Origin of the sequence: Mesorhizobium sp. C399B, from assembly GCF_030323185.1 — a bacterium.
In the GTDB taxonomy this organism is placed as follows: domain Bacteria; phylum Pseudomonadota; class Alphaproteobacteria; order Rhizobiales; family Rhizobiaceae; genus Mesorhizobium.
This window is the reverse complement of record NZ_CP100472.1, coordinates 543,256-564,076: the sequence shown is the minus strand read 5'-3', so window position 1 is coordinate 564,076 and position 20,821 is coordinate 543,256. Positions and strand designations below refer to the sequence as shown.

At 63.5% G+C, this 20,821-nt stretch carries 20 protein-coding genes; 10 read left to right on the top strand and 10 right to left on the bottom strand.

All coding sequences use genetic code 11. The features are described 5' to 3' along the window. Nucleotides 1-11 precede the first annotated feature (11 nt). The 3 genes from NLY36_RS02790 to folE all read right to left on the bottom strand — a co-directional run bounded on the left by NLY36_RS02790 (nt 12) and on the right by folE (nt 2,197). On the bottom strand, nt 12-983 hold the full coding sequence (locus NLY36_RS02790) for a patatin family protein (RefSeq protein ID WP_023667624.1): 972 nt from the start codon (nt 981-983) through the stop codon (nt 12-14). Nucleotides 984-1,067: 84 nt separating this feature from the next. After that, nucleotides 1,068-1,526, bottom strand: a complete 459-nt coding sequence (gene hisI / locus NLY36_RS02785) for a phosphoribosyl-AMP cyclohydrolase (RefSeq protein WP_023688273.1) — start codon at nt 1,524-1,526, stop codon at nt 1,068-1,070. 35 nt (nt 1,527-1,561) lie between these two features. Continuing rightward, complete coding sequence (gene folE, locus NLY36_RS02780; RefSeq protein ID WP_023667622.1) at nt 1,562-2,197, bottom strand: GTP cyclohydrolase I FolE; 636 nt, start codon at nt 2,195-2,197, stop codon at nt 1,562-1,564. Nucleotides 2,198-2,438: 241 nt separating this feature from the next. On the opposite strand from folE, the gene NLY36_RS02775 reads away from it, so the two are divergent. Further along, nucleotides 2,439-2,885 (top strand): iron-sulfur cluster assembly scaffold protein, encoded by a 447-nt coding sequence (locus tag NLY36_RS02775; RefSeq protein ID WP_023688274.1) that lies wholly within the window; start codon nt 2,439-2,441, stop codon nt 2,883-2,885. 40 nt (nt 2,886-2,925) lie between these two features. Beyond that, the gene (gene tolA, locus NLY36_RS02770; protein ID WP_156933166.1) at nt 2,926-3,324 is read left to right on the top strand and encodes a cell envelope integrity protein TolA; all 399 of its coding nucleotides are present in this window, start codon (nt 2,926-2,928) and stop codon (nt 3,322-3,324) included. A 26-nt stretch (nt 3,325-3,350) separates the two neighbouring features. On the opposite strand, the gene NLY36_RS02765 is transcribed toward tolA, so the two are convergent. Continuing rightward, a complete protein-coding gene (locus tag NLY36_RS02765; RefSeq protein ID WP_023735297.1) occupies nt 3,351-4,268 on the bottom strand; it encodes a LysR substrate-binding domain-containing protein in 918 nt (305 codons plus the stop codon). Nucleotides 4,269-4,362: 94 nt separating this feature from the next. Between NLY36_RS02765 and NLY36_RS02760 the strand changes: the two genes are divergently transcribed. From NLY36_RS02760 to blaOXA, 3 genes are all read left to right on the top strand, one after another. Continuing rightward, nucleotides 4,363-4,521, top strand: a complete 159-nt coding sequence (locus NLY36_RS02760; RefSeq protein WP_023667618.1) for a hypothetical protein — start codon at nt 4,363-4,365, stop codon at nt 4,519-4,521. A gap of 123 nt (nt 4,522-4,644) precedes the next feature. Continuing rightward, nucleotides 4,645-5,013, top strand: coding sequence for a membrane protein insertion efficiency factor YidD (gene yidD, locus NLY36_RS02755; protein ID WP_023667617.1), 369 nt, complete (start codon nt 4,645-4,647; stop codon nt 5,011-5,013). 157 nt (nt 5,014-5,170) lie between these two features. After that, nucleotides 5,171-5,986, top strand: a complete 816-nt coding sequence (gene blaOXA / locus NLY36_RS02750) for a class D beta-lactamase (protein WP_023735298.1) — start codon at nt 5,171-5,173, stop codon at nt 5,984-5,986. A 13-nt stretch (nt 5,987-5,999) separates the two neighbouring features. On the opposite strand, the gene NLY36_RS02745 is transcribed toward blaOXA, so the two are convergent. Beyond that, nucleotides 6,000-6,836 (bottom strand): SAM-dependent methyltransferase, encoded by an 837-nt coding sequence (locus tag NLY36_RS02745; protein WP_023735299.1) that lies wholly within the window; start codon nt 6,834-6,836, stop codon nt 6,000-6,002. Nucleotides 6,837-7,043: 207 nt separating this feature from the next. Between NLY36_RS02745 and thrS the strand changes: the two genes are divergently transcribed. Beyond that, nucleotides 7,044-9,017, top strand: a complete 1,974-nt coding sequence (gene thrS / locus NLY36_RS02740; protein WP_023735300.1) for a threonine--tRNA ligase — start codon at nt 7,044-7,046, stop codon at nt 9,015-9,017. An 85-nt stretch (nt 9,018-9,102) separates the two neighbouring features. Beyond that, nucleotides 9,103-10,041 (top strand): lysophospholipid acyltransferase family protein, encoded by a 939-nt coding sequence (locus NLY36_RS02735; protein ID WP_023735301.1) that lies wholly within the window; start codon nt 9,103-9,105, stop codon nt 10,039-10,041. Nucleotides 10,042-10,099: 58 nt separating this feature from the next. On the opposite strand, the gene NLY36_RS02730 is transcribed toward NLY36_RS02735, so the two are convergent. After that, entirely contained in the window at nt 10,100-11,062 is a 963-nt protein-coding gene (locus NLY36_RS02730) for an RgsD C-terminal domain-containing protein (protein WP_023735302.1), read from the bottom strand. 165 nt (nt 11,063-11,227) lie between these two features. Here NLY36_RS02730 and NLY36_RS02725 point away from each other — a divergent pair, with 165 nt between their 5' ends. Beyond that, nucleotides 11,228-11,812: a nitroreductase family protein gene (locus NLY36_RS02725; protein WP_023735303.1), complete on the top strand. Its 585-nt coding sequence runs from the start codon at nt 11,228-11,230 to the stop codon at nt 11,810-11,812. Between the two features lie 104 nt (nt 11,813-11,916). After that, on the top strand, nt 11,917-13,818 hold the full coding sequence (locus NLY36_RS02720) for a CASTOR/POLLUX-related putative ion channel (protein ID WP_023735304.1): 1,902 nt from the start codon (nt 11,917-11,919) through the stop codon (nt 13,816-13,818). Here NLY36_RS02720 and NLY36_RS02715 read toward each other — a convergent pair. After that, nucleotides 13,815-14,690 (bottom strand): HpcH/HpaI aldolase/citrate lyase family protein, encoded by an 876-nt coding sequence (locus tag NLY36_RS02715; RefSeq protein ID WP_023735305.1) that lies wholly within the window; start codon nt 14,688-14,690, stop codon nt 13,815-13,817. The genes NLY36_RS02720 and NLY36_RS02715 overlap by 4 nt on opposite strands. Further along, entirely contained in the window at nt 14,690-15,142 is a 453-nt protein-coding gene (locus NLY36_RS02710; RefSeq protein WP_023667608.1) for a MaoC family dehydratase, read from the bottom strand. Before NLY36_RS02710 ends, NLY36_RS02715 begins: the two co-directional genes overlap by 1 nt. A 151-nt stretch (nt 15,143-15,293) precedes the next feature. On the opposite strand from NLY36_RS02710, the gene NLY36_RS02705 reads away from it, so the two are divergent. Beyond that, nucleotides 15,294-16,415, top strand: coding sequence for a DUF2336 domain-containing protein (locus NLY36_RS02705; RefSeq protein WP_023735306.1), 1,122 nt, complete (start codon nt 15,294-15,296; stop codon nt 16,413-16,415). Between the two features lie 4 nt (nt 16,416-16,419). Here NLY36_RS02705 and NLY36_RS02700 read toward each other — a convergent pair whose 3' ends face one another. Beyond that, the gene (locus NLY36_RS02700; RefSeq protein WP_286461665.1) at nt 16,420-18,486 is read right to left on the bottom strand and encodes an FUSC family protein; all 2,067 of its coding nucleotides are present in this window, start codon (nt 18,484-18,486) and stop codon (nt 16,420-16,422) included. Nucleotides 18,487-18,588: 102 nt separating this feature from the next. After that, nucleotides 18,589-20,643, bottom strand: coding sequence for a DNA topoisomerase IV subunit B (parE, locus tag NLY36_RS02695; protein ID WP_023691142.1), 2,055 nt, complete (start codon nt 20,641-20,643; stop codon nt 18,589-18,591). Nucleotides 20,644-20,821: the final 178 nt, after the last annotated feature.

Here is a 20,821-nt window from a genome sequence, read left to right as displayed (position 1 = left end):
GCCTAATTGGTTTAAGCGAGGACCGTCTGCAGCCGCTTCAACTCGCTGATCTGCGCCATCGTCGCCTGGTAACCGACGCTGATCGCCTCATCCGCGCGGTGGAATTCGGTCAAGCCGATATGGCTGAGTTTCGGTTGCAGCGACATGTCGGGCGGATCGCCCGCCAGCCTCGCGCGTGAAATCCGGTCCTGGATGATGTTGAAGGCTTCGACCATGACGCCGGTGATGCCGAGACGGCTCTGGTGCGGCTGGTGGTCGGGGCTGGCCTGGCCTGGCCGGGGCGCGTCCTTCTCGATGAGCAGTTCGCCGGCGCTGTGCTTGATGACGGCGGCGCGGCCGAACAGATCGTAGTGAAGGTTGACCGCGACGACCAGCGGCTGCTCGTAGGCGCGGCAGACCGAAACCGGAACCGGGTTGACCAGCGCGCCGTCGACCAGAATGCGGCCGTTGCAATTCACCGGTTCGAACACGCCGGGCAGCGCATAGGAAGCCCGCATCGCGGTGATCAGCGAACCGCTGGACAGCCAGATCTCATGGCCGGTGCGAATTTCGGCGCCAACGGCGACGAAGGGTTTCGTCAGATCCTCGAAGCGGATGCCTGCCATGTGCTCGCGCAGCCTGACGTCCAGTTTCATGCCGCCGAACAGGCCGCTGCCGCGCAGATTGAGATCGAGCAGGCCGAAGATGCGCCGCTTGGTCAGGCTGCGGGCGAACTCCTCGAGTTCGTCCAGCTTGCCGGCGAGATAGCAGCCGCCAACCAGCGCGCCGATCGAGGTGCCGGCGATCATTGAGACTTCGATGCCGGCTTCGTCGAGCGCGCGCAGCACGCCAATGTGCGCCCAGCCGCGTGCGCAGCCGCCGCCCAGCGCGAGCGAAATGCCTGTCTTGCCCGCGGGTTGCGGGTCAGGCACGCCGCCGGACGATGAGGGGCCATTGGCCTCCCGCACGTCCGGTCTGCTACGCAATGACGCCCACTCGAGCATCATGATCTCCCTTGTCCCGCGTCCGTTCTACAGGAAGGACGTTTGAGAATAGTGAATATGAGTGGTTTGCGACTGTTGAATGGTTCACGCGGGCTTCCGATACGTTTTTTCCGCATCGAACAGCGGCGTGCTGCCATCGCCGGCAAGCGTTGCCTTGCCGCCGATTAGCCCCACCGTCCGATAAAAACATGAACGCCGGCCGGTGTGACAAGTTGCGTCGTGGCCCAACACTTTGACGCGCAACCATATGGCGTCCTGGTCACAATCCGTGAGCATCTCGACGACGGTCTGAAAATTGCCTGATGTTTCGCCCTTCTTCCACAGCGTGCTGCGCGAGCGCGACCAGTAGTGCGCGATGCCGGTTTCGAGCGTCAGCGCCAGCGCCTCGGCATTCATATGCGCGACCATCAGCAGCATACCGTCAGCGGCGTCGGTGACGACGACGGTGACCAGCCCGGCAGCATCGAAGCGCGGGGAAAACACCGCGCCTTCTTCGAGAGCCTTCTTGTCTGATGGAGCCTTGGGAAATGTTAGTGCCGACATCGCCGGTCCTTGATCTAGCGATGCCGGCGAGGGGCTTACGCCCCGAGGCCGCGCACCATGGTGACGAAACGGACCTGTTCCTCGGGCGTGTCCTTGAACACGCCGGTGAAGGTCGAGGTCAGCGTGGTGGAGCCCTGCTTGCGGATGCCGCGCATGGCCATGCACATATGCTCGGCCTCGATCATGACGGCGACACCGCGCGGATTGAGCACGTCCTGGATGACGCCGGCGATCTGTGCGGTCATGGCCTCCTGAGTCTGCAGGCGATGGGCGAAGATATCGACGACGCGCGCGATCTTGGACAGGCCGACGACCTTGCCATCCGGGAGGTAGCCGACATGCGCCTTGCCGATGATCGGCACCATGTGGTGCTCGCAATGCGAGTGGAACTGGATGTCCCTGACGATGACGAGATCGTCATAGCCGGCGACTTCCTCGAAGGTGCGGCCGAGTTCTTCGGCCGGGCACATGTCATAGCCGTTGAACATTTCGAGAAAGGCCTTGGTGACGCGCTTGGGCGTGTCGATCAGGCCCTCGCGGTCCGGATTGTCGCCGGTCCAGCGCAACAGCGTGCGCACGGCGGCCTCGACCTCGGCTTCGCTCGGCCTGTCGGTGACCGGCTTGTCCAGATAGTCGGAAGGGGGCATTATTTTCTTGATGACGGCATCCATAAAGGCGTCTCCCGTAGTTCCTCTCTCAGGAGGAACGAGTTGAACGGACCACAACCTTTCGAGTGCTGAAAACTCGCCCTGTTTCCAGCCCGCAAGCGGCGTGAACGAAATGGGCAAGGACGATGGCTTTGCGTTGCCTTGTCGATACCCGACTACCAGCATTATATATGGTCGTGCGCAGCGAATGAAAGACGCTACAGCGGCAATCGCTGTTCGCTTGGCGGCGACGGATTGGAAAAATATGATTGACGACGTCTACAATGCGAAAATTCTGGGTTTTGCCGGAAATATCGCGCGCATCGGCCGCCTCGATCATCCGGATGCGAGCGCCAAGGCGCATTCCAAACTGTGCGGCTCGACTGTGACCGTTGACCTCAAGATGAACAATGGCGTCGTCACCGATTTCGCCCATGACGTGAAGGCCTGCGCGCTCGGCCAGGCCTCGTCCTCGATCATGGCTCAACATGTCATCGGCGCTAGCGCCGACGAATTGCGCGCGGTGCGCGAGACCATGCTGAAGATGCTGAAGGAAAACGGCGCGCCGCCGCAAGGCCGCTTTGCCGATTTGAAATATCTGGAGCCGGTGCGCGACTACAAGGCGCGTCATGCCTCGACCATGCTGACCTTCGATGCGGTCGTCGATGCCATAGGCCAGATCGAGAAGAAGCGCGCGGAAGAAGCGGTGTGACATAGCGCAGACTTAGCGCAGGCCATGACGGAGGAAGTGCTTGCATTGGTTGATGGTGGCTTTGGGCGTTGCGGTTTCGCTGGTGACGAGTGGCTATGCTGCCGGAGAAGAAAGCGCTTCGCAGCAGAAGGCCGCCACCTATCTCTTTGACAAGCTGGCTGGCTGCTGGAATATCACAGTCGGCGACGGATCAGTGATCACGATCACGCGCGTCCAAATCAGCCTGAACCGGGATGGTTCGCTGGCGGGACCGCCAAAGGTACTCAACCCCGCGACAGAGCCACAGGGCAAGATGTTCAATCAAAGCGCAGTTCGGGCAATTGCCCGTTGTGCGCCCTTAACTGGCCTTGCCGCTTATGTCGACAGCTACCAGGCTTGGCGCGAGATCACTGTCAATTTCGACGCCCGAGACATGTCATCCACCCCGCAGCAGAAATAGAAGCCGAACGCTAAGATTACGCCGGCTTAGGTCTGCAGTGTCTGCGCCCGTCTGCTTTCGGCAAATTCGCTTCTCACCCAGTCGGCAAACGCCTTGACCGGTTCCGGCAGGTTCTTCAAACTCTTGGCGACCAGCCAGTAGGCGCCGGATGCGACATCAATGTCGAACGGCTTGATCAGCGCGCCGGATGCAATCTCCTCGCCGATCTGCAACAGGTCGCCCAGTGCCACGCCGTGGCCGAGCAGGGCCGCCTGCTTCGACAGCGACACATCCGCCAGCATAGGGCCGCGCGCCGGAATGGCGTCGGCGGCGACGCCGGCTGCCTCGAACCAGCGCGCCCAGCCTTGACGATTCTCCTCGTGCAACAGCGTGTAGCGGGCAAGGTCGAGCGGCTTTTCGAGGGCAGGGCCCGATGCCAGCAAGGTGGGCGACAGGACCGGTGAATCGACGGTCGAGGCTAGCCATTCGGCCTCGCTGCGCGGCCATGAGGTGGCGCGCGCGCTGAAGCGCAAGGCGAGTTCGGGCTGATCGCTGCGGAACTCGATCGGCCTTGGGTCGACTTCGAGGGAAACGTCGATATCGGGCCGCAACTGGCTGAAGCGGTTGAGCCGCGGCAACAGCCATACCGAGGCCAGCGACGGCTCGACACTGACGCGGACCACCGACTGCGCCGGGGCAGCCACCAGGTCCGAAACCAGCCTGTCGATGTCATCGAAACTCCTGACCAACTGATCGAGCAGGCGCTGGCCGGCCTCGGTCAACTCGACGCGGCGGTGATGGCGGTGGAACAAGGGCTGGCGCAGGAACTGCTCGAGTTCGCGGATCTGCCGACTGATGGCGGCCTGCGAGACGAACAGCTCCTCGGCGGCCCGGCTAAAGCTCAATTGCCGGCCGGCTGCCTCGAAACTTCGCAACGCCGTCAGGGGCAACCGTCCACGCTTCAATTCGCATAACCCGAAGTTATCCGAACCGGAAATTATACTCGTTTGAAGGCGAAGGCCAGCGGGCGTCTAATCCGCTCTTAGAGGAGACACGGACATGATCCAGTTTCTGGAAATCTTTGGCGATGTGATGCGGATCGCGACGTTTCAATGGCGTGGCGACAGGCAGCATCATGTGCAGCGCACCGAGCAAAGGCCGGCCACCCGCTGGGCGGCTCCAGCGGAGCGGCATCCCTTTCGCCGCTCGCGACCCTGAAGCCGACAAAGAGGCGAGTGAGTGAAGAGGATTGCGTTTGCCGGCCGAAGCTCACATCTATCGGTTTGGAAACGCAAGCTGACCCGGAAGCCGGTTTCGGGTCGCGTTCGGAAAGAGACTGCGGTGGGCGACCAGCATCGGCATGTGCATGCCGCCGGACGGACCCGGCGCGGGCGCAACTGGCCCGGTCCCTGGCGCAAAACACCCGGCCGCATTTTCGGCACGTCGCTGGTGCGCCTCTATCAACTGACGCTGTCCGGATTTGTCGGCAATTCCTGCCGGCATCTGCCGACCTGTTCCGAATACGCGCATGAGGCGATCGCCCGCCATGGTCTGTGGGCCGGCGGCTTCATGGGGCTGTTCCGCGTGCTGCGCTGCGGCCCTTTCGGTTCGCATGGCATCGATCGCGTGCCGGAGGTACTCGATCAGCGCTATGTCTGGTTCATGCCATGGCGTTATTGGCAGATCGGCAGGAAGCGCGGCGAGGCCTGACGGCGGGCGCGCTGGTCCCTGATCCAGATGGCCAGCGCGGCATTTCTTTACAATCCGGTAAGGTTAACAACGGGCTGCACAAAGACTGCGCATTTGAGTCAAAATCGAGCCAAGACACTTCGCTAAGCGCCTCCTGTTCATTCCCAGGAGAGCCCACATGCGTCGGATCGAAACCCATCCCTTCATCATTGCCGCGGTCCTCTTCCTGCTGGCCTGGTTTCTGGGATTTCCGATGCGGGCGCAATCGGCGCCGCTTGGCGATTTCGCCTGCACGCTTATCCAGGACGCGGCGAGCGGCGAGACGCTCTATCAAAGCGGCGTCTGCGACCAACGCGTCAGCCCGGCGTCGACCTTCAAGGTGCCGCTGGCGCTGATCGGCTACGACAGCGGTGTCCTCAGCGACGCGCATACACCGAGCTGGGACTACAAGCCTGAGTTCAACGCCGTGAAGCGCGACCACAAGGCCGTCGACCCGACGATCTGGGAGCGCGACTCGATCGTATGGTATTCGCGCGAGATCGTGCGCCGGCTCGGCGCAAAAAGCTTTGCCCTCTACGTCTCGAAATTCGGCTACGGCAACATGGATGTCTCGGGCGATGCCGACAAGGACAACGGGCTCACGCAGTCCTGGATAAATTCCTCGCTTGAGATATCGCCGGTCGAACAGACAGCCTTCCTGCGCCAGCTGCTCGCCGGCAAGATGCCGGTTTCTGCCAAGGCGCATGAGATGACCCGAGCCATCCTGCCGACTTTCCAGGCCGGCGGCTGGACGATGCGGGGCAAGACCGGCAGCACCAGGCTGGGAAACAGCAAGGACAAGCGCGCGCTGGGCTGGTTCGTCGGCTGGGCCGAAAAGGGCGGCCGCCGGATCGTCTTCGCCCGGCTGGTCGTCGACACCAAGCCGATCGACATGCCGAAAGGCCCGGCGACACGCGCGGCGTTACTGAGGGAGTTGCCGCAACTGGTGAAGTGAACTTGCTTTAGCTTCAAGTGCTCCGGCGGGCACGAAGGATGTGGCCGCCGGAATTCCTTGTCTCCGCCTTTGGCGTCCTGGAGAAGCGGGCGGCGATGTCGCTGCTTTCCAGATCTTCGATCTCATCGAAGCCGAGCTCGCGCAGCGATTGCGCCAGTGCCGCGGGCACGAAGAAGCTGATCCAGGGCTCTCCGGCAGCGGCGACGCGCGCCGCATGGAAAGAGAGGGCAGCCTGTCCAGCCGCATCGCGGTTCTCGGCCGGCTCGCTGTAGTCGAAGACGACCTCCGAACCGGGCGTGCCGGCAATCCAAGACAGGGTGCTGAAGGTTGCGTCCTGGCTCAGATACGGAACGACACCCAGCCAGATGAAGAAACTGGGCTCGGTCTGCCGCAAACCGGCCGATGCCAGTTCATCCGCGGGGCGCTGGCGCTCGAAGTTGACCGGCACGAACATGGTGGCCCGCGGTTCGGCAAGACCAGCATCGGCGATGCATTTCCGTTTCCAGGCCTGTGTCGCCGGGTGATCGACTTCGAACACCGCGACATCAGGGTACGGATTGCGCAGCGAGAAAGTGTCGAGGCCGGCGCCGAGCACCACCACTTGCTGGACGCCCCGGCGCACCGCCGCAGCCAGCCAGTCCTCGGCGAGGCGGGCGCGCGCTGCCACGAACAGGCGCATGCGCCGGCTGCGCTCACCTTCCTGCTCGAGCTCCTGCACCGTCGGTGCGGCATCGCCCAGTATCGCACTCGCATATGGGTCGCGAAACAGCGCCGCCTGCTGCGAGAACTGGTGGAGGGCCCGCATCCGCGCGACGCCCAAGGCGGTTCGGCTGGGTTTTGCGTCTTCCATGCCGGGGATTCTAACCTCGTGTCGGGGAAATTCGCAAGCCTGTGCGACTGGCCTGCGACATCTGTCGCGCCATTTCCTGACAGCTGCGCCAACGACGGCTCTTTACCTGATGCCGCGTGGCCTCTAAAACCCGCCCGCTGCCGGATGCCTCCGGCTTCACACCACGACCACCCGCGCTCGTTTGCGGGACTGGATAGGAGATACCCGATGCTGAATTCCGTTTCCCTGACATTTCCCGATGGCTCCGTCCGCGACTATGACGCGGCGATGACCGGTGCGGGCCTCGCCGAATCGATCTCGAAGTCGCTGGCCAAGAAGGCTGTCGCCTATGCCATCGACGGCACCGTTCGCGATCTTTCCGACCCGCTTGGCAAGTCCGGCAAGGTCGAGATCATCACCCGCAGCGATCCGCGCGCGCTGGAGCTCATCCGTCATGATGCAGCACACGTGCTGGCGGAGGCCGTGCAGGAACTGTGGCCGGGAACGCAAGTGACCATCGGGCCGGTGATCGAGAACGGATTCTATTACGACTTCGCCCGCAACGAGCCGTTCACGCCTGACGATTTCCCGGTGATCGAAAAGAAGATGCGCGAGATCATTGCGCGTAACAAGCCGTTCACCAAGGAAGTCTGGTCGCGCGACAAGGCGAAAAAGGTCTTTGCCGAGAAGGGCGAGCGCTACAAGCTCGAGCTGATCGACGCCATTCCCGAAGACCAGGATCTCAAGATCTATTCCCAGGGTGACTGGTTCGATCTCTGCCGCGGCCCACACATGGCCTCGACCGGCCAGATCGGCAACGCGTTCAAGCTGATGAAGGTGGCCGGCGCCTATTGGCGAGGCGATTCGAACAACCCGATGCTGACCCGCATCTACGGCACGGCCTGGGCCGAGCAAGCTGAACTCGATGCCTACCAGACGATGCTGGAAGAGGCAGAGAAGCGCGACCACCGCAAACTCGGCCGCGAGATGGACCTGTTCCATTTCCAGGAAGAGGGGCCGGGCGTCGTCTTCTGGCACGCCAAGGGCTGGAAGATGTTCCAGAATCTGGTCAACTACATGCGCCGCCGCCTCGACGAGCAAGGCTACCAGGAGGTCAACGCACCGCAGGTTCTCGACAAGAGCCTGTGGGAGACGTCGGGCCACTGGGGCTGGTATCGCGATGCCATGTTCAAGGTGACGGTGGCCGGCGACGACACCGACGACGACCGCGTGTTCGCGCTAAAGCCGATGAATTGTCCGGGCCACGTGCAGATATTCAAGCATGGGTTGAAATCCTATCGCGATCTGCCCGTAAAGCTTGCGGAATTCGGCAATGTGCATCGTTACGAACCGTCCGGCGCCTTGCACGGGCTGATGCGCGTGCGCGGCTTCACGCAGGACGATGCGCATATCTTCTGCACCGAGGAGCAGCTGGCCGCGGAGTGCCTGCGCATCAACGATCTGATTCTGTCGACCTACGCCGATTTCGGCTTCGACGATGTCAGCGTGAAGCTGTCGACGCGGCCGGATAAGCGCGTCGGCACCGACGAGGCCTGGGATCATGCCGAGGCGATCATGGGCAACGTGCTGGATACAATCAGGACGCGCTCGGGAAACCGCATCAAGACCTCGATCAATCCGGGCGAGGGCGCTTTCTACGGGCCGAAATTCGAATATGTGCTGAAGGACGCCATCGGCCGCGAATGGCAGTGCGGCACCACGCAGGTCGACTTCAATCTGCCGGAACGCTTTGGCGCCTTCTACATCGGTTCGGATTCGGAAAAGAAGCAGCCGGTGATGGTGCATCGCGCCATCTGCGGTTCGATGGAACGCTTTCTCGGCATCCTGATCGAGCATTATTCCGGCCATTTCCCGCTGTGGTTCGCGCCGCTGCAGGTGGTTGTGGCGACGATCACCTCGGATGCTGACGACTATGCGCGAAAGGTTGTCGCACAGTTGAAGGCGGCAGGACTTTTGGCCGAACCGGATCTGCGCAACGAGAAGATCAACTACAAGGTGCGTGAGCATTCGCTGGCCAAGGTTCCTGTGATCCTCGTCTGCGGCAAGCGCGAGGCGGAAGAGGAGACCGTCAACATGCGCCGGCTCGGCTCGCGCGATCAGGAATCGCTCAAGCTGGCCGACGCGCTGAAGCTGCTTTCCGACGAGGCTGTTTCGGCCGACCGAAGGCGCAGCGCGGCCTGAGCAATCAATATTTCGGAGAAATGGCGGTGGAGCGATCCACCGCCATTTTCACATGCCTGTCACGCCAACCTTGTAACGAGCCCCCATGCTCAAGCTGAAGATACGGGAAAGACCGTTTCCCGAACTCTCCTACGCCAATGCGAGCCAGCCGGCGCTGACGCGCTGGTTCATCCATTCCATTGAAGGTCTGTCGGGGCGCGACCGGTATGCCGCGCTCTATGATTTCTGGCGCCGCCAGGTGGCGCCGACCGGCGAGCGGGTGTTCAGCCGCATGCTGCAGCTGATCGACGTCAAGGTGCGCAGCACCGATCAGTGGCCGCCGGCGGGGCTGCCCGACACGCCGCTGGTGATCGTAGCCAACCACCCGTTCGGCATTGGCGACGGCATTGCAGTGCTGTCGCTGGTCGAGCAGCTCGGGCGTCCGTTCCGCGTCATGATCCACAAGGATCTGCTGAAGGTCCGCGAAATGGAACCGTACTCGCTGCCGATCGACTTTTCCGAGACCAAGGACGCGGTGAAGAACAACATGGCGGTGCGCCACGAGGCAGTGCGGCTGTTGAAAGAGGGCGTCACCATAGTGGTATTTCCGGCCGGCGGCGTCGCCACCGCGCCGAGAGGCTTTGGCCGGGCGCGCGACCTGCCGTGGAAGATGTTTCCGGCGCGCCTCGTGCAGGACGCCAAGGCGTCGGTGGTGCCGATGCATTTTTCCGGGCAGAACGGCCGGCTGTTCCATCTGGTCAGCGGCCCGATGAACATGGGGGAGCGCGAAGGAAGGCTGGCGAAATTCGTCGGCAAGGCGTCGCTGACGTTGCGCCTTTCAATGCTCATCCGCGAATTCGCGCGGCTGTCCGGCAAAGCGATCGACGTTCGCGTCGGCAACGTACTGCGCTGGGATGAGCTGGAGCCGCTGCGCGACCGCAAGACCTTGCTTGATCGCCTTCATCGCGGCGTCTTCGATCTGGCGCCCGACGCGCCGCGCGGCCGGGTCCACTTCCTGCAGCGCCGCCTGCGCAAGGCCGCCTGACGTAGCCCTGAACTACCACTTCAACTGAGAGCCAAACCGAGGCCAATGGGCGCGCCGGTCAGTCGGCGCCTTCCTCGGGATCGATGGCCGAGGCTTCGGTGGCCAGCACCTCGATCTCCTGGTTCTGCCCAGCGACCACGGTGAAATCCTTCTGGTAGATGCGGTCGCGGTTCTTGGCGATGATGGTGTATTGGCCTTCGGCCAGCACCATCGAGGCGAAGGCGCCGACGGCCTCCTTGATCGGATCGCCGGATTCGTTGAGCAGCGACCAGGATGTATCGGCGATGGCCTCGCCGCCGGTCTCGCGCACCAGCTTCATGGTCTCCTCCGCCGCGCGATGCTCGACGGTGGCTTCGGTCAGCTTGCCGGCTTCGACACGGATGTCGGAGCGAATAACGGCATTGACCGCGCCATAGGTGGAGACGACATGATAAACGCCGGCGTTGAGCCGCACGACGCTGTTCGGCTCGACATCGGGAATGATCAAAGCGCGGTCGCCATTGGCCTCGGCGGTGCCCTCATAAATGGAGAAGCGCAGTTTTTTCGGCGGAATACGCACGCCGCCCGACAGCACCGCGTCGAGCTTGAGGCCGCCGGCATCGAGCACCAGGCTTTCGCGCCTGGCGTCCTTGCCGACGGTGATGCGCTTGGTGGCGCCGGCGCGTCCGTAGGAGGCGTGGACCAGATAGCTGCCGGGCTCGAGCTGGAACACAGCGCTGCCGCCATGCGCGGAAGCCACCATCGGCAGCTTGCCGTCGCCGGCGGCCTCGGGCTTGAAGACGCGCCAGACGATGCCGCGCGTGATGTCGGCGCCCTTGTCGGTCAACTGCGCCGACAGCGTTATGGCGCCGCCGCCACTGAGCGCCAGCGGCGTCTCGCCCTTGGGCGTCGCATAGCTCGAAATATCGGGAAGTTTCAGATTGCCGATGCCGTCGGCATTCTGCGCCATGGCCATTGACGCCGGCGCAAACAGCGCTACGGCGAGCCAAATCAGGAAAAGGCGCGATGTCCCCTCAAACATGCCTTGCGTTGAAGCCCAAGGCGGTGGCAATTTCAAGGCTTAAGAGTCCGACCACCTTGGCAACAGGTTCTTTCGTCCGGCGCGCCCGCGCCAATGCCCGAGCCGCCCCGATCCGCAATGGCGCGCTTCAGCTCAAAATCGAGTGCTTTAGGAGACCTGGCCCCCATGGCGTCGCCGATCATCGACTTCCTGCTGACCCGAAACTCCGCACCGATTCCTGAATTGAAGGAACCGGCGCCCAGCGATGGCGATATCGCGACCATGATCGCGGCTGCAAGCCGTGTGCCCGATCACGGCCGACTGGAGCCGTGGCGCTTCATCCTTTATCGCGGCGAGGCGCGCGTCGAGATCGGCAGGAAGCTGGCGGCGCTCGCCGAACAGCGCGAAGGGCCGCTGCCGGAAAACCGCCGCAACCAGGAGCTTGCGCGGTTTTCCCGCGCGCCGCTGGTGATCGGCGTGGTGTCGGTTCCGAAGGACAATCCAAAAATCCCGCAATGGGAAATGTTCCTGTCCGGCGGCATGGCGGCGCTGAACCTGATGATCGCGGCCAACGCGCTGGGCTATGGCACCAACATGATCAGCAACTGGTATTCCGACGTCGCGGAGGGCAGGGCGATCCTGGGGCTGGCGCCGCAGGAGCGCGTCGTCGGCTTCATCCATGTCGGCTCCTACCAGGGCCCGGCGCCGGAACGGCCGCGGCCCGATCCGGCAAAGCTCTATGCCGATTATACTGGGCCGTGGAACGGCTGACACCCGAAAGCGATTCCCCTTTATTTAAACACAGGCTAAGACAGCGGCTTGGCGATGCGTGGGGTTGGCGCATCGATCATAGGATATTGGGGGTCGCCGGCGACATGAAGAAACGAGACTCGCTGCGAACCCGGCTGCGCTATGGGTTTGACAAGAGCATGGCGGCCGGGCCGATCGCGCTGATCGGCTGGCTCGCCGTCACTTCGCTGCTGATCATCATCGCCGCCGCGGCTTTCCTTGCGGTGACCCGCATCGCGCCGGAGGGCGGCGAACCGCTGAACTTCTTCGAAGCATTCTGGGAATCGCTGATGCGCACGCTCGATTCCGGCACGATGGGCGGCGACACCGGCTGGGCCTTTCGTCTCGTCATGCTGTTTGTCACGCTCGCCGGCATCTTCGTCGTGTCGGCCCTCATCGGCGTGCTCAGCGCCGGCGTCGACAGCAAGCTCGATGAATTGCGCAAGGGCCGTTCGCGGGTGCTGGAGAGCGACCACACCATCATCCTCAACTGGTCGCCGTCGATCTTCGACGTCATCTCCGAACTCGTCATTGCCAATGCCAGCCGCCGCCATCCGCGCATTGTCGTCATGGCCAATATGGACAAGGTGGCGATGGAGGACGAGATCGCCGCCAAAGTCGGCAGACTGGGCAATACACGCATCATCTGCCGCAGCGGCGACCCGACCGACCTCTACGATCTGGCCATCATCAACCCGCAGACCTCGCGCTCGATCATCGTGCTGTCGCCGGACGGCGACGACCCGGATTCGCAGGTGATCAAGACGGTGCTGGCGCTGGCCAACGACCCGAACCGGCGCACGGCGCCCTATAACATCGCCGCCGAGATCCGCGACGGAAAGAACGCCGAGGTCGCCCGCGTCGTCGGCGGGGCCGAGGTACAGCTTGTCCTGGCCGACCAGCTGATCTCGCGCATCGTCGTGCATTCGAGCCGGCAGTCGGGTCTCAGCGGCGTCTATTCGGAGCTGCTCGATTTCGACGGCTGCGAAATCTACACGACCGAGCAGCCTGATCTCACCGGCAAGACCTTCGGCGAGGCAGTGATGGCGTATGAGCATTGCGCGCTGATCGGGCTCTGCGACCAAACCGGGCGCGTCAATCTCAACCCACCGTCGGAGCTGGTGATCGGCAAGGACATGCGCGCCATCATCATTGCCGAGGACGATGCCGCCATCAAGCTGGGAAGCGCGGCGGCCAAGATCGATACCGCGGCGATTCTTCGCCATCAGCCCATTGAGGCGAAGCCGGAGCGCACGCTGATCCTTGGCTGGAACCGGCGCGGTCCGATCATAACCTATGAACTGTCGCGCTATGTCGCGCCTGGTTCGATCCTGACCATCGCCGCCGATACGCCAGGCCTCGAACAGGAAGTTGCCGGGCTGCCGGTCGTCGGCGACAATCTGTCGGTTTCCTGCCGGATCACCGACACGTCGAGCAGCACAGCACTGGCAAGCCTGGACGTGCCTTCCTACGACCACGTGCTCGTCCTCGGCTACAGCGAGACCATGGCAGCGCAGCCCGCCGATACGCGCACGCTGGTGACGCTGCTGCATTTGCGCAAAATCGCAGACGATGCCGGCACGCATATCTCGATTGTCAGCGAAATGATCGACGTGCGCAACCGCGAGTTGGCGGCGGTGACCAAGGCCGATGACTTCGTCGTCAGCAACCGGCTGGTCAGCCTGATGCTGGCGCAGGCATCGGAGAACCAGAATCTCGCCGCGATCTTCGATGACCTGCTCGACGAGGAGGGCTCCGAAATCTACATGCGTCCGGTCGGCCACTATGTCGCCATCGACCAGCCGGTGACGTTCTGGACGATCGCGGAATCGGCGCGGCTGCGCGGCGAGATCGCCATCGGACACAGGCGCGTTCGCGCTGCGCAGAGTGATGAGCGGGCTCTGGGCGGCGTCACCGTCAACCCGTTGAAGTCGCAAGCGCTGGCCTACCTGCCTGAGGACCGGGTCATCGTGCTGGCGCGGGACTAAACCCCGACTGCCTTGGCGCGAGCCAGAAGCCGTTCGGCGAGCCTGAGATGCGGCCGGTCATACATCTTGCCGTCAATGCCGACCACGCCGGGATTTCCGGCCGCCTCGAAGGTCGCGACGATGGCCTGCGAGCGTTGCACTGCCTCCGCCGATGGCGTGAAGGCGGCGTTGATGACCGGCACTTGCGCCGGATGGATCGCCATCTTGCCGGTAAAGCCGTCACGCTCGGCCTCCGTGCATTCGGCTTCGAAGGCGGCCATGTCGCGAAAGGCGGGGAAAACCGTGTCGATCGCCGCGACTTCAGCTGCGCCGGCGGCAAGGATGGTCATGGTGCGGGCAAGGCGGAAGACATCGGTGTAGCGGCCGTTGTCGTCGCGCGCAGCCTGCGCGCCGATCGCCGCCGACAGATCTTCGGCACCCCAGGTGAGGCCGGCAAGCCTGGCGCTTGCCCCGGCATAGGTCGCGGCGGCCAGCAACCCAGCAGCGGTCTCGGTAATGATCGGCAGGATCTTGATCGCGCCATCCGGCAATCCGTTTTCGGCCTCATGTACGCGGAGCTTTACGGATAGCTGCTGGACATCCTGGCCGCTGTTCGACTTCGGCAGCATGATGCCGTCGGGTTTGACCGGAACCAGGGCGGCCAGATCATCGTCGGTCAACCCGGTCGATAGGTCGTTGACTCTGATATAGATGGCGGAGCTTGTCTGCTGCCTGTTGCCGGCAATAAAGCGTGCCGCGATGTTGCGTGCCGACGGCTTGTTTTGTGGCGCCACGGAATCCTCAAGGTCGACGATGACCACGTCGGCGCCGGCGCCAAAACCCTTCTCCAGTTTCTTTTTGGAATCCCCGGGCACAAACAGCAGCGAGCGCATCAGGCCGCCTTTTTCATCATCATCGCCTGGCGCGTGCATTTGGCAACGAGCACATCGTTCTGATTGTAGGCGTGATGCTCGAACTCGACGATGCCGCGGTCCGGCTTCGATTTCGAGTCCCTGACTGAGAGCACCGTCGTTTCGACACGGATGGTGTCGCCGTGGAAGACCGGGTGCGGAAACACCGTCTCCTTCATGCCGAGATTGGCAATTGTGGTGCCGACGGTGATGTCATTGACGGAAATGCCGATCATCAGGCCGAGCGTGAACAGCGAATTGACCAGCGGTCTGCCCCATTCGCTCTTGGCGGCGAAGTCGAAGTCGATGTGCAGCGGCTGCGGGTTCAGCGTCATCACCGAGAACAGCATGTTATCGCTTTCGGTGACGGTCTTGCGCAGCGTGTGCCGAAAGACATGTCCGACGACGAACTCTTCGAGATAAAGCCCGGGCATCGTTTTTCTCCTCCGCTGCCTGACGGTTGATAGGCGCTGCCCATGCCACCCGCAAGCCAGTTAATAAACATGGTGAACCGTTCGTAAACCATTTCTGCCTAGGGTCATTCCTGGGGCCGGAAGCTTTCCGGCAAGGGGCGTAGCAGGCAGTATGGTTGTCTCGCATTTTCTCAAATGGATCTACACCGCGAGAGTTTCGGAGCGCGCCGCGGCGGCGAGCGCGCTGGCCCGCGCCTACGTCAATTCCGACCTGCCTTTCGAAGACCGTTGCGCGGCCGAAGCGGCGCTGACGCTGCTGCTCGACGACGCCTCGTCGAAGGTGCGGCTGGCTATGGCCGAAGCGCTGTCGATGAGCCATCACGCGCCGCTGCAGATCATCAGCGCGCTTGCCTCCGATCAGCCGGAAGTGGCAGCCCTGGTGCTGGCGCGCTCCCCGCTGCTGACGGACGCCGACCTGATCGACCGCGTCGCGGCCGGGCACAAGGCGACGCAAAAACTGATCGCCGACCGGCCGGTCGTTTCGATGGCGGTTGCCGCGGCGATCGCCGAGATCGGCGAACCGGAAGCGTGTGCGGCGCTGCTCGCCAATGACGGCGCCGATATCGCGTCGCTCAGCTTCCGCCGCATGGCCGAGCGGCATGGCCATATCGCTCATTTGCGCGAGGCAATGGTCACGGATGTGCGGCTGCCGGCCGACTGCCGGCACATGCTGCTGGTCAAGCTCGGCGAAACGCTGAAGGCTTCGCCGCTGGTGATGGCGCTGATGGGGGCGGCCAGAGCCGAGCGCGTCACGCGCGATGCTTGCGTCAAGGCTTCGGTGCGGCTGGTCGAAGGCACGCGCACTGAGGAACATGCGGCACTTATCGAACATCTGCGCCTGCGCGGCGACCTGACCGCAAGTTTCATCATCCGTGCCATTGCCCACGGCAAGGTCGACTTTTTCGGCTCGGCCCTGGTTGCGCTCAGCCAGCAGTCGGAGCAGCGGGTGCGGGCCTTGCTCGCCGGCGGCCAGGACGTTGCGTTGCAGGCGCTGTTCCGCAGCGCCGGCCTTGCCGCTTCCACCCATGGCATCATCCTGCGCGCGCTCAAGATCTGGCGCGAAGTCGCCAACGGCAAGCGCCTCGCCGGCGTGCAGGAAGTCAGCTGGCTGATGCTGAAGGAACTCGGAGGTCAATCCACTGAGGGCGATCTCGCCGGCCTGGTCAAGTCGATCCATCTCGACGCGCTGCGGGAAAACGCGCGCGGGCATGCGCTGGCGATAGCCGCGGCCTGACGCCCTAGCCACGGTCCCTGGTGAAGAAATCCGGGAAATCCTCGATCGCGGCGGCGATGATGCGCAGCGAGGCTGCGATCTGCAGCATATCCGCACCGCCGCTGCGCTCTGAAAGGCTGGCTGCATATTGCCGGGCCACAGTGACAGTTGCTGTCTGTGGATCGCCGGTTGCGCGAAAGAGCAGTTCACGCGCGAGGCCGCGCAGGAAATTGGCGATCGAGAGCGCGGTGTCGGTAGGAGTGGACGGCCTCTGCTGCGCGGCGCGCAGGCGCAGGATTTCGAGGCCGACGGTAACGGCGGCGACCCCGCCGCCCAGGATCGCATCGCCTTTCCTGCCGGCATTCTGCAAGAGCGGCATCAGCTGGTTGATGCGGTCATAGGCCAGGCTCTCGAAGGCCGAACGCCGCGGTACCCGCTCGTGCAGACACAGCCGCGCCAGATCCTCGCGCATGGCGCGCACGATGCGGTTGGCCGCGCGCCATGGATCGACCGGCAGCACCACGATGAAGACGCCGATGGCCAGCAGGATGCCGACCAGCACCGACGCCGAGCCGGCGAAGAACGGGCCTGGGGCATAGGTCATCGCCTGATGCGGGCTGAGGAAGGCGAGGAAATTGATTGCAAACGCCGTCGCCACGCCGACGGTGCGTGGATTGGCCATGCCCAGCGCCGTCGGTACCAGGATCGGCACGACAAACAGCGTGAACCAGCCGAAGCCGGGCAGGGCAGGCAGCGCGACCTGGCCGACAAGGAAGGCAAAGGGCAAAGCCAGCAGCGTTCCCTTGAAGAAGCCCCAGGACACCCGCACCGGGTCAGGCCGCGCGGCGAAAAGACTGGAGACGACCGCAACGAGGATAACGGTGCCGGCCGTGTCGGACCATTTCGTCGTCAGCCAGAAGGCGGCGACCGCCAGCGTGGCAAGGGCGGCGCGTATGGCATTGCGCGAAGCCCCGGGATAATCGCGATGCACCACCAGCGCAGGCAGCTGCCTGTTGCTCCGGCTCGGGCGCGTCACCGGTGCGCGCAGGGCGTCGAGGCCGCGCAGCACCTGCTTGAAGGCTTCGGCGAAATCGGCGGCGATGGTGAGGCGCGTGATGGTGCCGACCCTGTCGTCCTGATCGGTCGAGGCGTCGGGCATTTGCCGGGCCTTGCCGGCAATCGCGTCGAGCCGCGTCACCCAGGGCGACGTGTCCTCCAGCGCCTCGTGCGTGGCTGCCAGTTCGCTGACCAGCGACTGCAGTTCCGAGCGCACCGGAATGAGCGCTGCGTTTTTCGGCGCGGCGTGAGAATGCAGCGCGCGTGCCGCCGACAGCGCCGACAGAAGCTGACCGATGGTGAGGCGGACCGGATGGGCGCGGGTGGCGAAGCTCGGGGCTTCGAGCCGGGCATAGGTGCGCATCTCGGCCAGCATCTGGGCGTCCGTGATCAGCTTGCCGTGCAGGCCGGCCAGTCTCGCCGGGTCGCCGCCGGAAAAAGCGCCGCCCGCATAGGTTGCAAGGTCGAGGATGCTGCGCTTCAGCCTGGAGATGATGGCGTCAGCGGCCAGCTTGGGCAGGATCAGCCGGCTGGTCAGGCCGGCGCAGACGATGCCGAGCACGATCTCGGCGCAGCGCGCGACAGCGAGATCGACGATCACATGCGGCTGGCCGAAAGCCGGCAGCCCAATGATCATCGCGGTATAGCCGGCAAGTGCGGCGCCATAGGCTTCCGGATTGCGCAGCAGCGACGAAACCAGCGTGCACAGCCCAATCCAGACGGACAGCGCCGTGACCAGCAGCCAGGGATTGGTGCCGAAAACCGAGGTGATGCCGATCGTCGCAAGTCCACCGGCCAGCGTGCCGAGCAGCCGGTAAAAACCTTTCGCCAGCACCATGCCGGCGACCGGCTGGGCGACGATGAAGACCGTCATCATCGCCCATTGCGGGTGGTCGAGTTTTAGCGCGTAAGCAGCGAGAAGCGCGATCAGACCCGCCGAAACCGTGCGCAGGGCGAAAATCCAATCCGAGCGCGTCGGCTGCGTCAGGCCCGCCAAACTGGTTTCGAAGTAGCTCTTCAGCCGCGCCCAGATCACAAGCTGGTCTCCGTATCGGAAGCGCAGGCTAGAGCAGTTCCAGGAAAAGTGTGAAACGGTTTTCCGCCCGGAACTGCGTCAAAACGAAGAGTTGGCCGGCGCTCAGATATCCAGCACTTCCGTCGCGGCGAATTCGGCGCGTTCCTGGATGAAGCGGAAGCGGGCTTCCGGCTTGGTGCCCATCAGCGCGTCGACAGCATCCTTGGTCGCGGCCACGGCGTCGATGACATCGACCCTGAGCAGCGTGCGCTTCCTCGGGTCCATGGTGGTTTCCTTGAGCTGCGCGGCCATCATCTCGCCCAGGCCCTTGAAGCGGCCGATCTCGACCTTGGCGCGGCCGGTGAATTCGGTGCGCAACAGCTCGTCCTTGTGCGCATCGTCCCTGGCATAGGCAACCTTGCCGCCTTGCCGGATCGAATAGAGCGGCGGCACCGCCAGATAGAGATGGCCGCCATTCACCAGGTTCGGCATTTCCTGGTAGAAGAAGGTGATCAGCAGCGAGGCTATGTGAGCGCCGTCGACGTCGGCGTCGGTCATGATGATCACGCGGTCGTAGCGCAAATCCTCGTCGCGGTATTTCGAGCGCGTGCCGCAGCCGAGCGCCTGAATCAGGTCCGAAATCTGCTGGTTGGCGGCTAGCTTGTCGTTGCCGGCGCTGGCGACGTTGAGGATTTTTCCGCGCAGCGGCAGCACCGCCTGGCTGGCGCGGTCGCGCGCCTGCTTGGCCGAGCCGCCGGCCGAGTCGCCTTCGACGATGAACAGTTCGGCGCCCGCGGCGGCATTCTGCGTGCAGTCCGCGAGCTTGCCGGGAAGGCGCAGCTTGCGCACCGCGCTCTTGCGCGACACTTCCTTTTCCTGGCGCCGGCGCACCCGCTCGTCGGCGCGCGCAATCACCCATTCCAGCAGCTTGGAGGCTTCCTGCGGATTGTCGGCCAGCCAGTGGTCGAAGGGATCGCGGATGGCGGTCTCGACAATGCGAATGGCTTCGATCGTTGCCAGCCTGTCCTTGGTCTGGCCGACGAATTCCGGCTCGCGAATAAACACCGACAGCATGCCTGCCGCCGAGATCATCACGTCTTCGGAGGTGACGATCGAGGCGCGCTTGTTGCCGACCAGGTCGGCATAGGCCCGAAGCCCGCGCGTCAGCACATTGCGAAAGCCGGCCTCATGCGTGCCGCCTTCGCCGGTCGGGATGGTGTTGCAGTAGGAGTTGACGAAGCCGTCACCGCCGAACCAGGTCACCGCCCATTCCAGCGAACCGTGGCCGCCCTGCTTCTCGCTCTTGCCGGCGAAGATTTCGCGGGTCACCTGGAAATCATCGCCGAGCGATGCCTTGAGATAGTCCTTCAAGCCGCCGGGGAAATGGAACTCCGCCTTGGCCGGCGTCTGGTCCTTTTCCTTGATCAGCGATGGGTCGCAGCTCCAGCGGATCTCGACGCCGCCGAACAGATAGGCTTTCGAGCGGGTCATGCGATAGAGCCGCGCCGGCTCGAAGGCGGCGCCCTTGCCGAAAATCTGCTCGTCGGGATGGAAGCGGATTTTGGTGCCGCGCCGGTTGTGCACTTCGCCGAGCTGCTCCAGCCCGCTCACCGGAACGCCGCGCGAGAACCTTTGGCGGTAAAGCTGGCGACCGCGCGCGACCTCGACTTCGAGATGGTCCGACAGCGCATTGACGACCGAGACGCCGACACCGTGCAGACCGCCGGAGGTCTCATAGACCTTGCTATCGAACTTGCCGCCCGAATGCAGCGTCGTCATGATGACTTCGAGCGCCGGTTTCTTGAATTTCGGATGCGGATCGACCGGAATGCCGCGGCCATTGTCGGTAACGGTCAGAAATCCGTCGGCCGACAGCTCGACATCGATGAAGGTGGCATGGCCGGCGACCGCCTCGTCCATCGAATTATCGATGACCTCGGCAAACAGATGGTGCATCGCCTTGTCGTCGGTGCCGCCAATATACATGCCGGGACGGCGCCGCACCGGCTCCAGCCCCTCCAGCACCTCGATGTCGGCGGCGCTATAGCCCTCGCTGCCGTCCTTGGTCGCGGCAGGACGCTTCGTGGCCTGCACCAGCGGGTCGGCCGGGCGCGAAGGTGTCCGAGCCGGTTGGGGCTGCTTTTCCAGATTGCCGAAAAGATCGTTGTTGTCGTCCATGCCTGCCATAGAATCCGGTGCCGCGAATCACCCGTCGATACTGCCACGCTTTTCGGCGCCAAGCGACGGAAGTTCCTGTTACGTTCGGGGATTAAACCCTTCTTATCCTAAAACCTTTCGATAACCAAGCCGGCGGAAATAGGTCCGTGCGGAGCGGGCGCGATTCCTGAATCTTTAA

Bases quoted from the DNA above. Each gene is read 5' to 3' on its own strand.
- NLY36_RS02790 (WP_023667624.1), bottom strand. From the start codon at position 983: ATGCTCGAGTGGGCGTCATTGCGTAGCAGACCGGACGTGCGGGAGGCC.
- hisI (WP_023688273.1), bottom strand. From the start codon at position 1,526: ATGTCGGCACTAACATTTCCCAAGGCTCCATCAGACAAGAAGGCTCTC.
- folE (WP_023667622.1), bottom strand. From the start codon at position 2,197: ATGGATGCCGTCATCAAGAAAATAATGCCCCCTTCCGACTATCTGGAC.
- NLY36_RS02775 (WP_023688274.1), top strand. From the start codon at position 2,439: ATGATTGACGACGTCTACAATGCGAAAATTCTGGGTTTTGCCGGAAAT.
- NLY36_RS02760 (WP_023667618.1), top strand. From the start codon at position 4,363: ATGATCCAGTTTCTGGAAATCTTTGGCGATGTGATGCGGATCGCGACG.
- blaOXA (WP_023735298.1), top strand. From the start codon at position 5,171: ATGCGTCGGATCGAAACCCATCCCTTCATCATTGCCGCGGTCCTCTTC.
- NLY36_RS02745 (WP_023735299.1), bottom strand. From the start codon at position 6,836: ATGGAAGACGCAAAACCCAGCCGAACCGCCTTGGGCGTCGCGCGGATG.
- thrS (WP_023735300.1), top strand. From the start codon at position 7,044: ATGCTGAATTCCGTTTCCCTGACATTTCCCGATGGCTCCGTCCGCGAC.
- NLY36_RS02735 (WP_023735301.1), top strand. From the start codon at position 9,103: ATGCTCAAGCTGAAGATACGGGAAAGACCGTTTCCCGAACTCTCCTAC.
- NLY36_RS02730 (WP_023735302.1), bottom strand. From the start codon at position 11,062: ATGTTTGAGGGGACATCGCGCCTTTTCCTGATTTGGCTCGCCGTAGCG.
- NLY36_RS02725 (WP_023735303.1), top strand. From the start codon at position 11,228: ATGGCGTCGCCGATCATCGACTTCCTGCTGACCCGAAACTCCGCACCG.
- NLY36_RS02720 (WP_023735304.1), top strand. From the start codon at position 11,917: ATGAAGAAACGAGACTCGCTGCGAACCCGGCTGCGCTATGGGTTTGAC.
- NLY36_RS02715 (WP_023735305.1), bottom strand. From the start codon at position 14,690: ATGCGCTCGCTGCTGTTTGTGCCCGGGGATTCCAAAAAGAAACTGGAG.
- NLY36_RS02710 (WP_023667608.1), bottom strand. From the start codon at position 15,142: ATGCCCGGGCTTTATCTCGAAGAGTTCGTCGTCGGACATGTCTTTCGG.
- NLY36_RS02705 (WP_023735306.1), top strand. From the start codon at position 15,294: ATGGTTGTCTCGCATTTTCTCAAATGGATCTACACCGCGAGAGTTTCG.
- parE (WP_023691142.1), bottom strand. From the start codon at position 20,643: ATGGACGACAACAACGATCTTTTCGGCAATCTGGAAAAGCAGCCCCAA.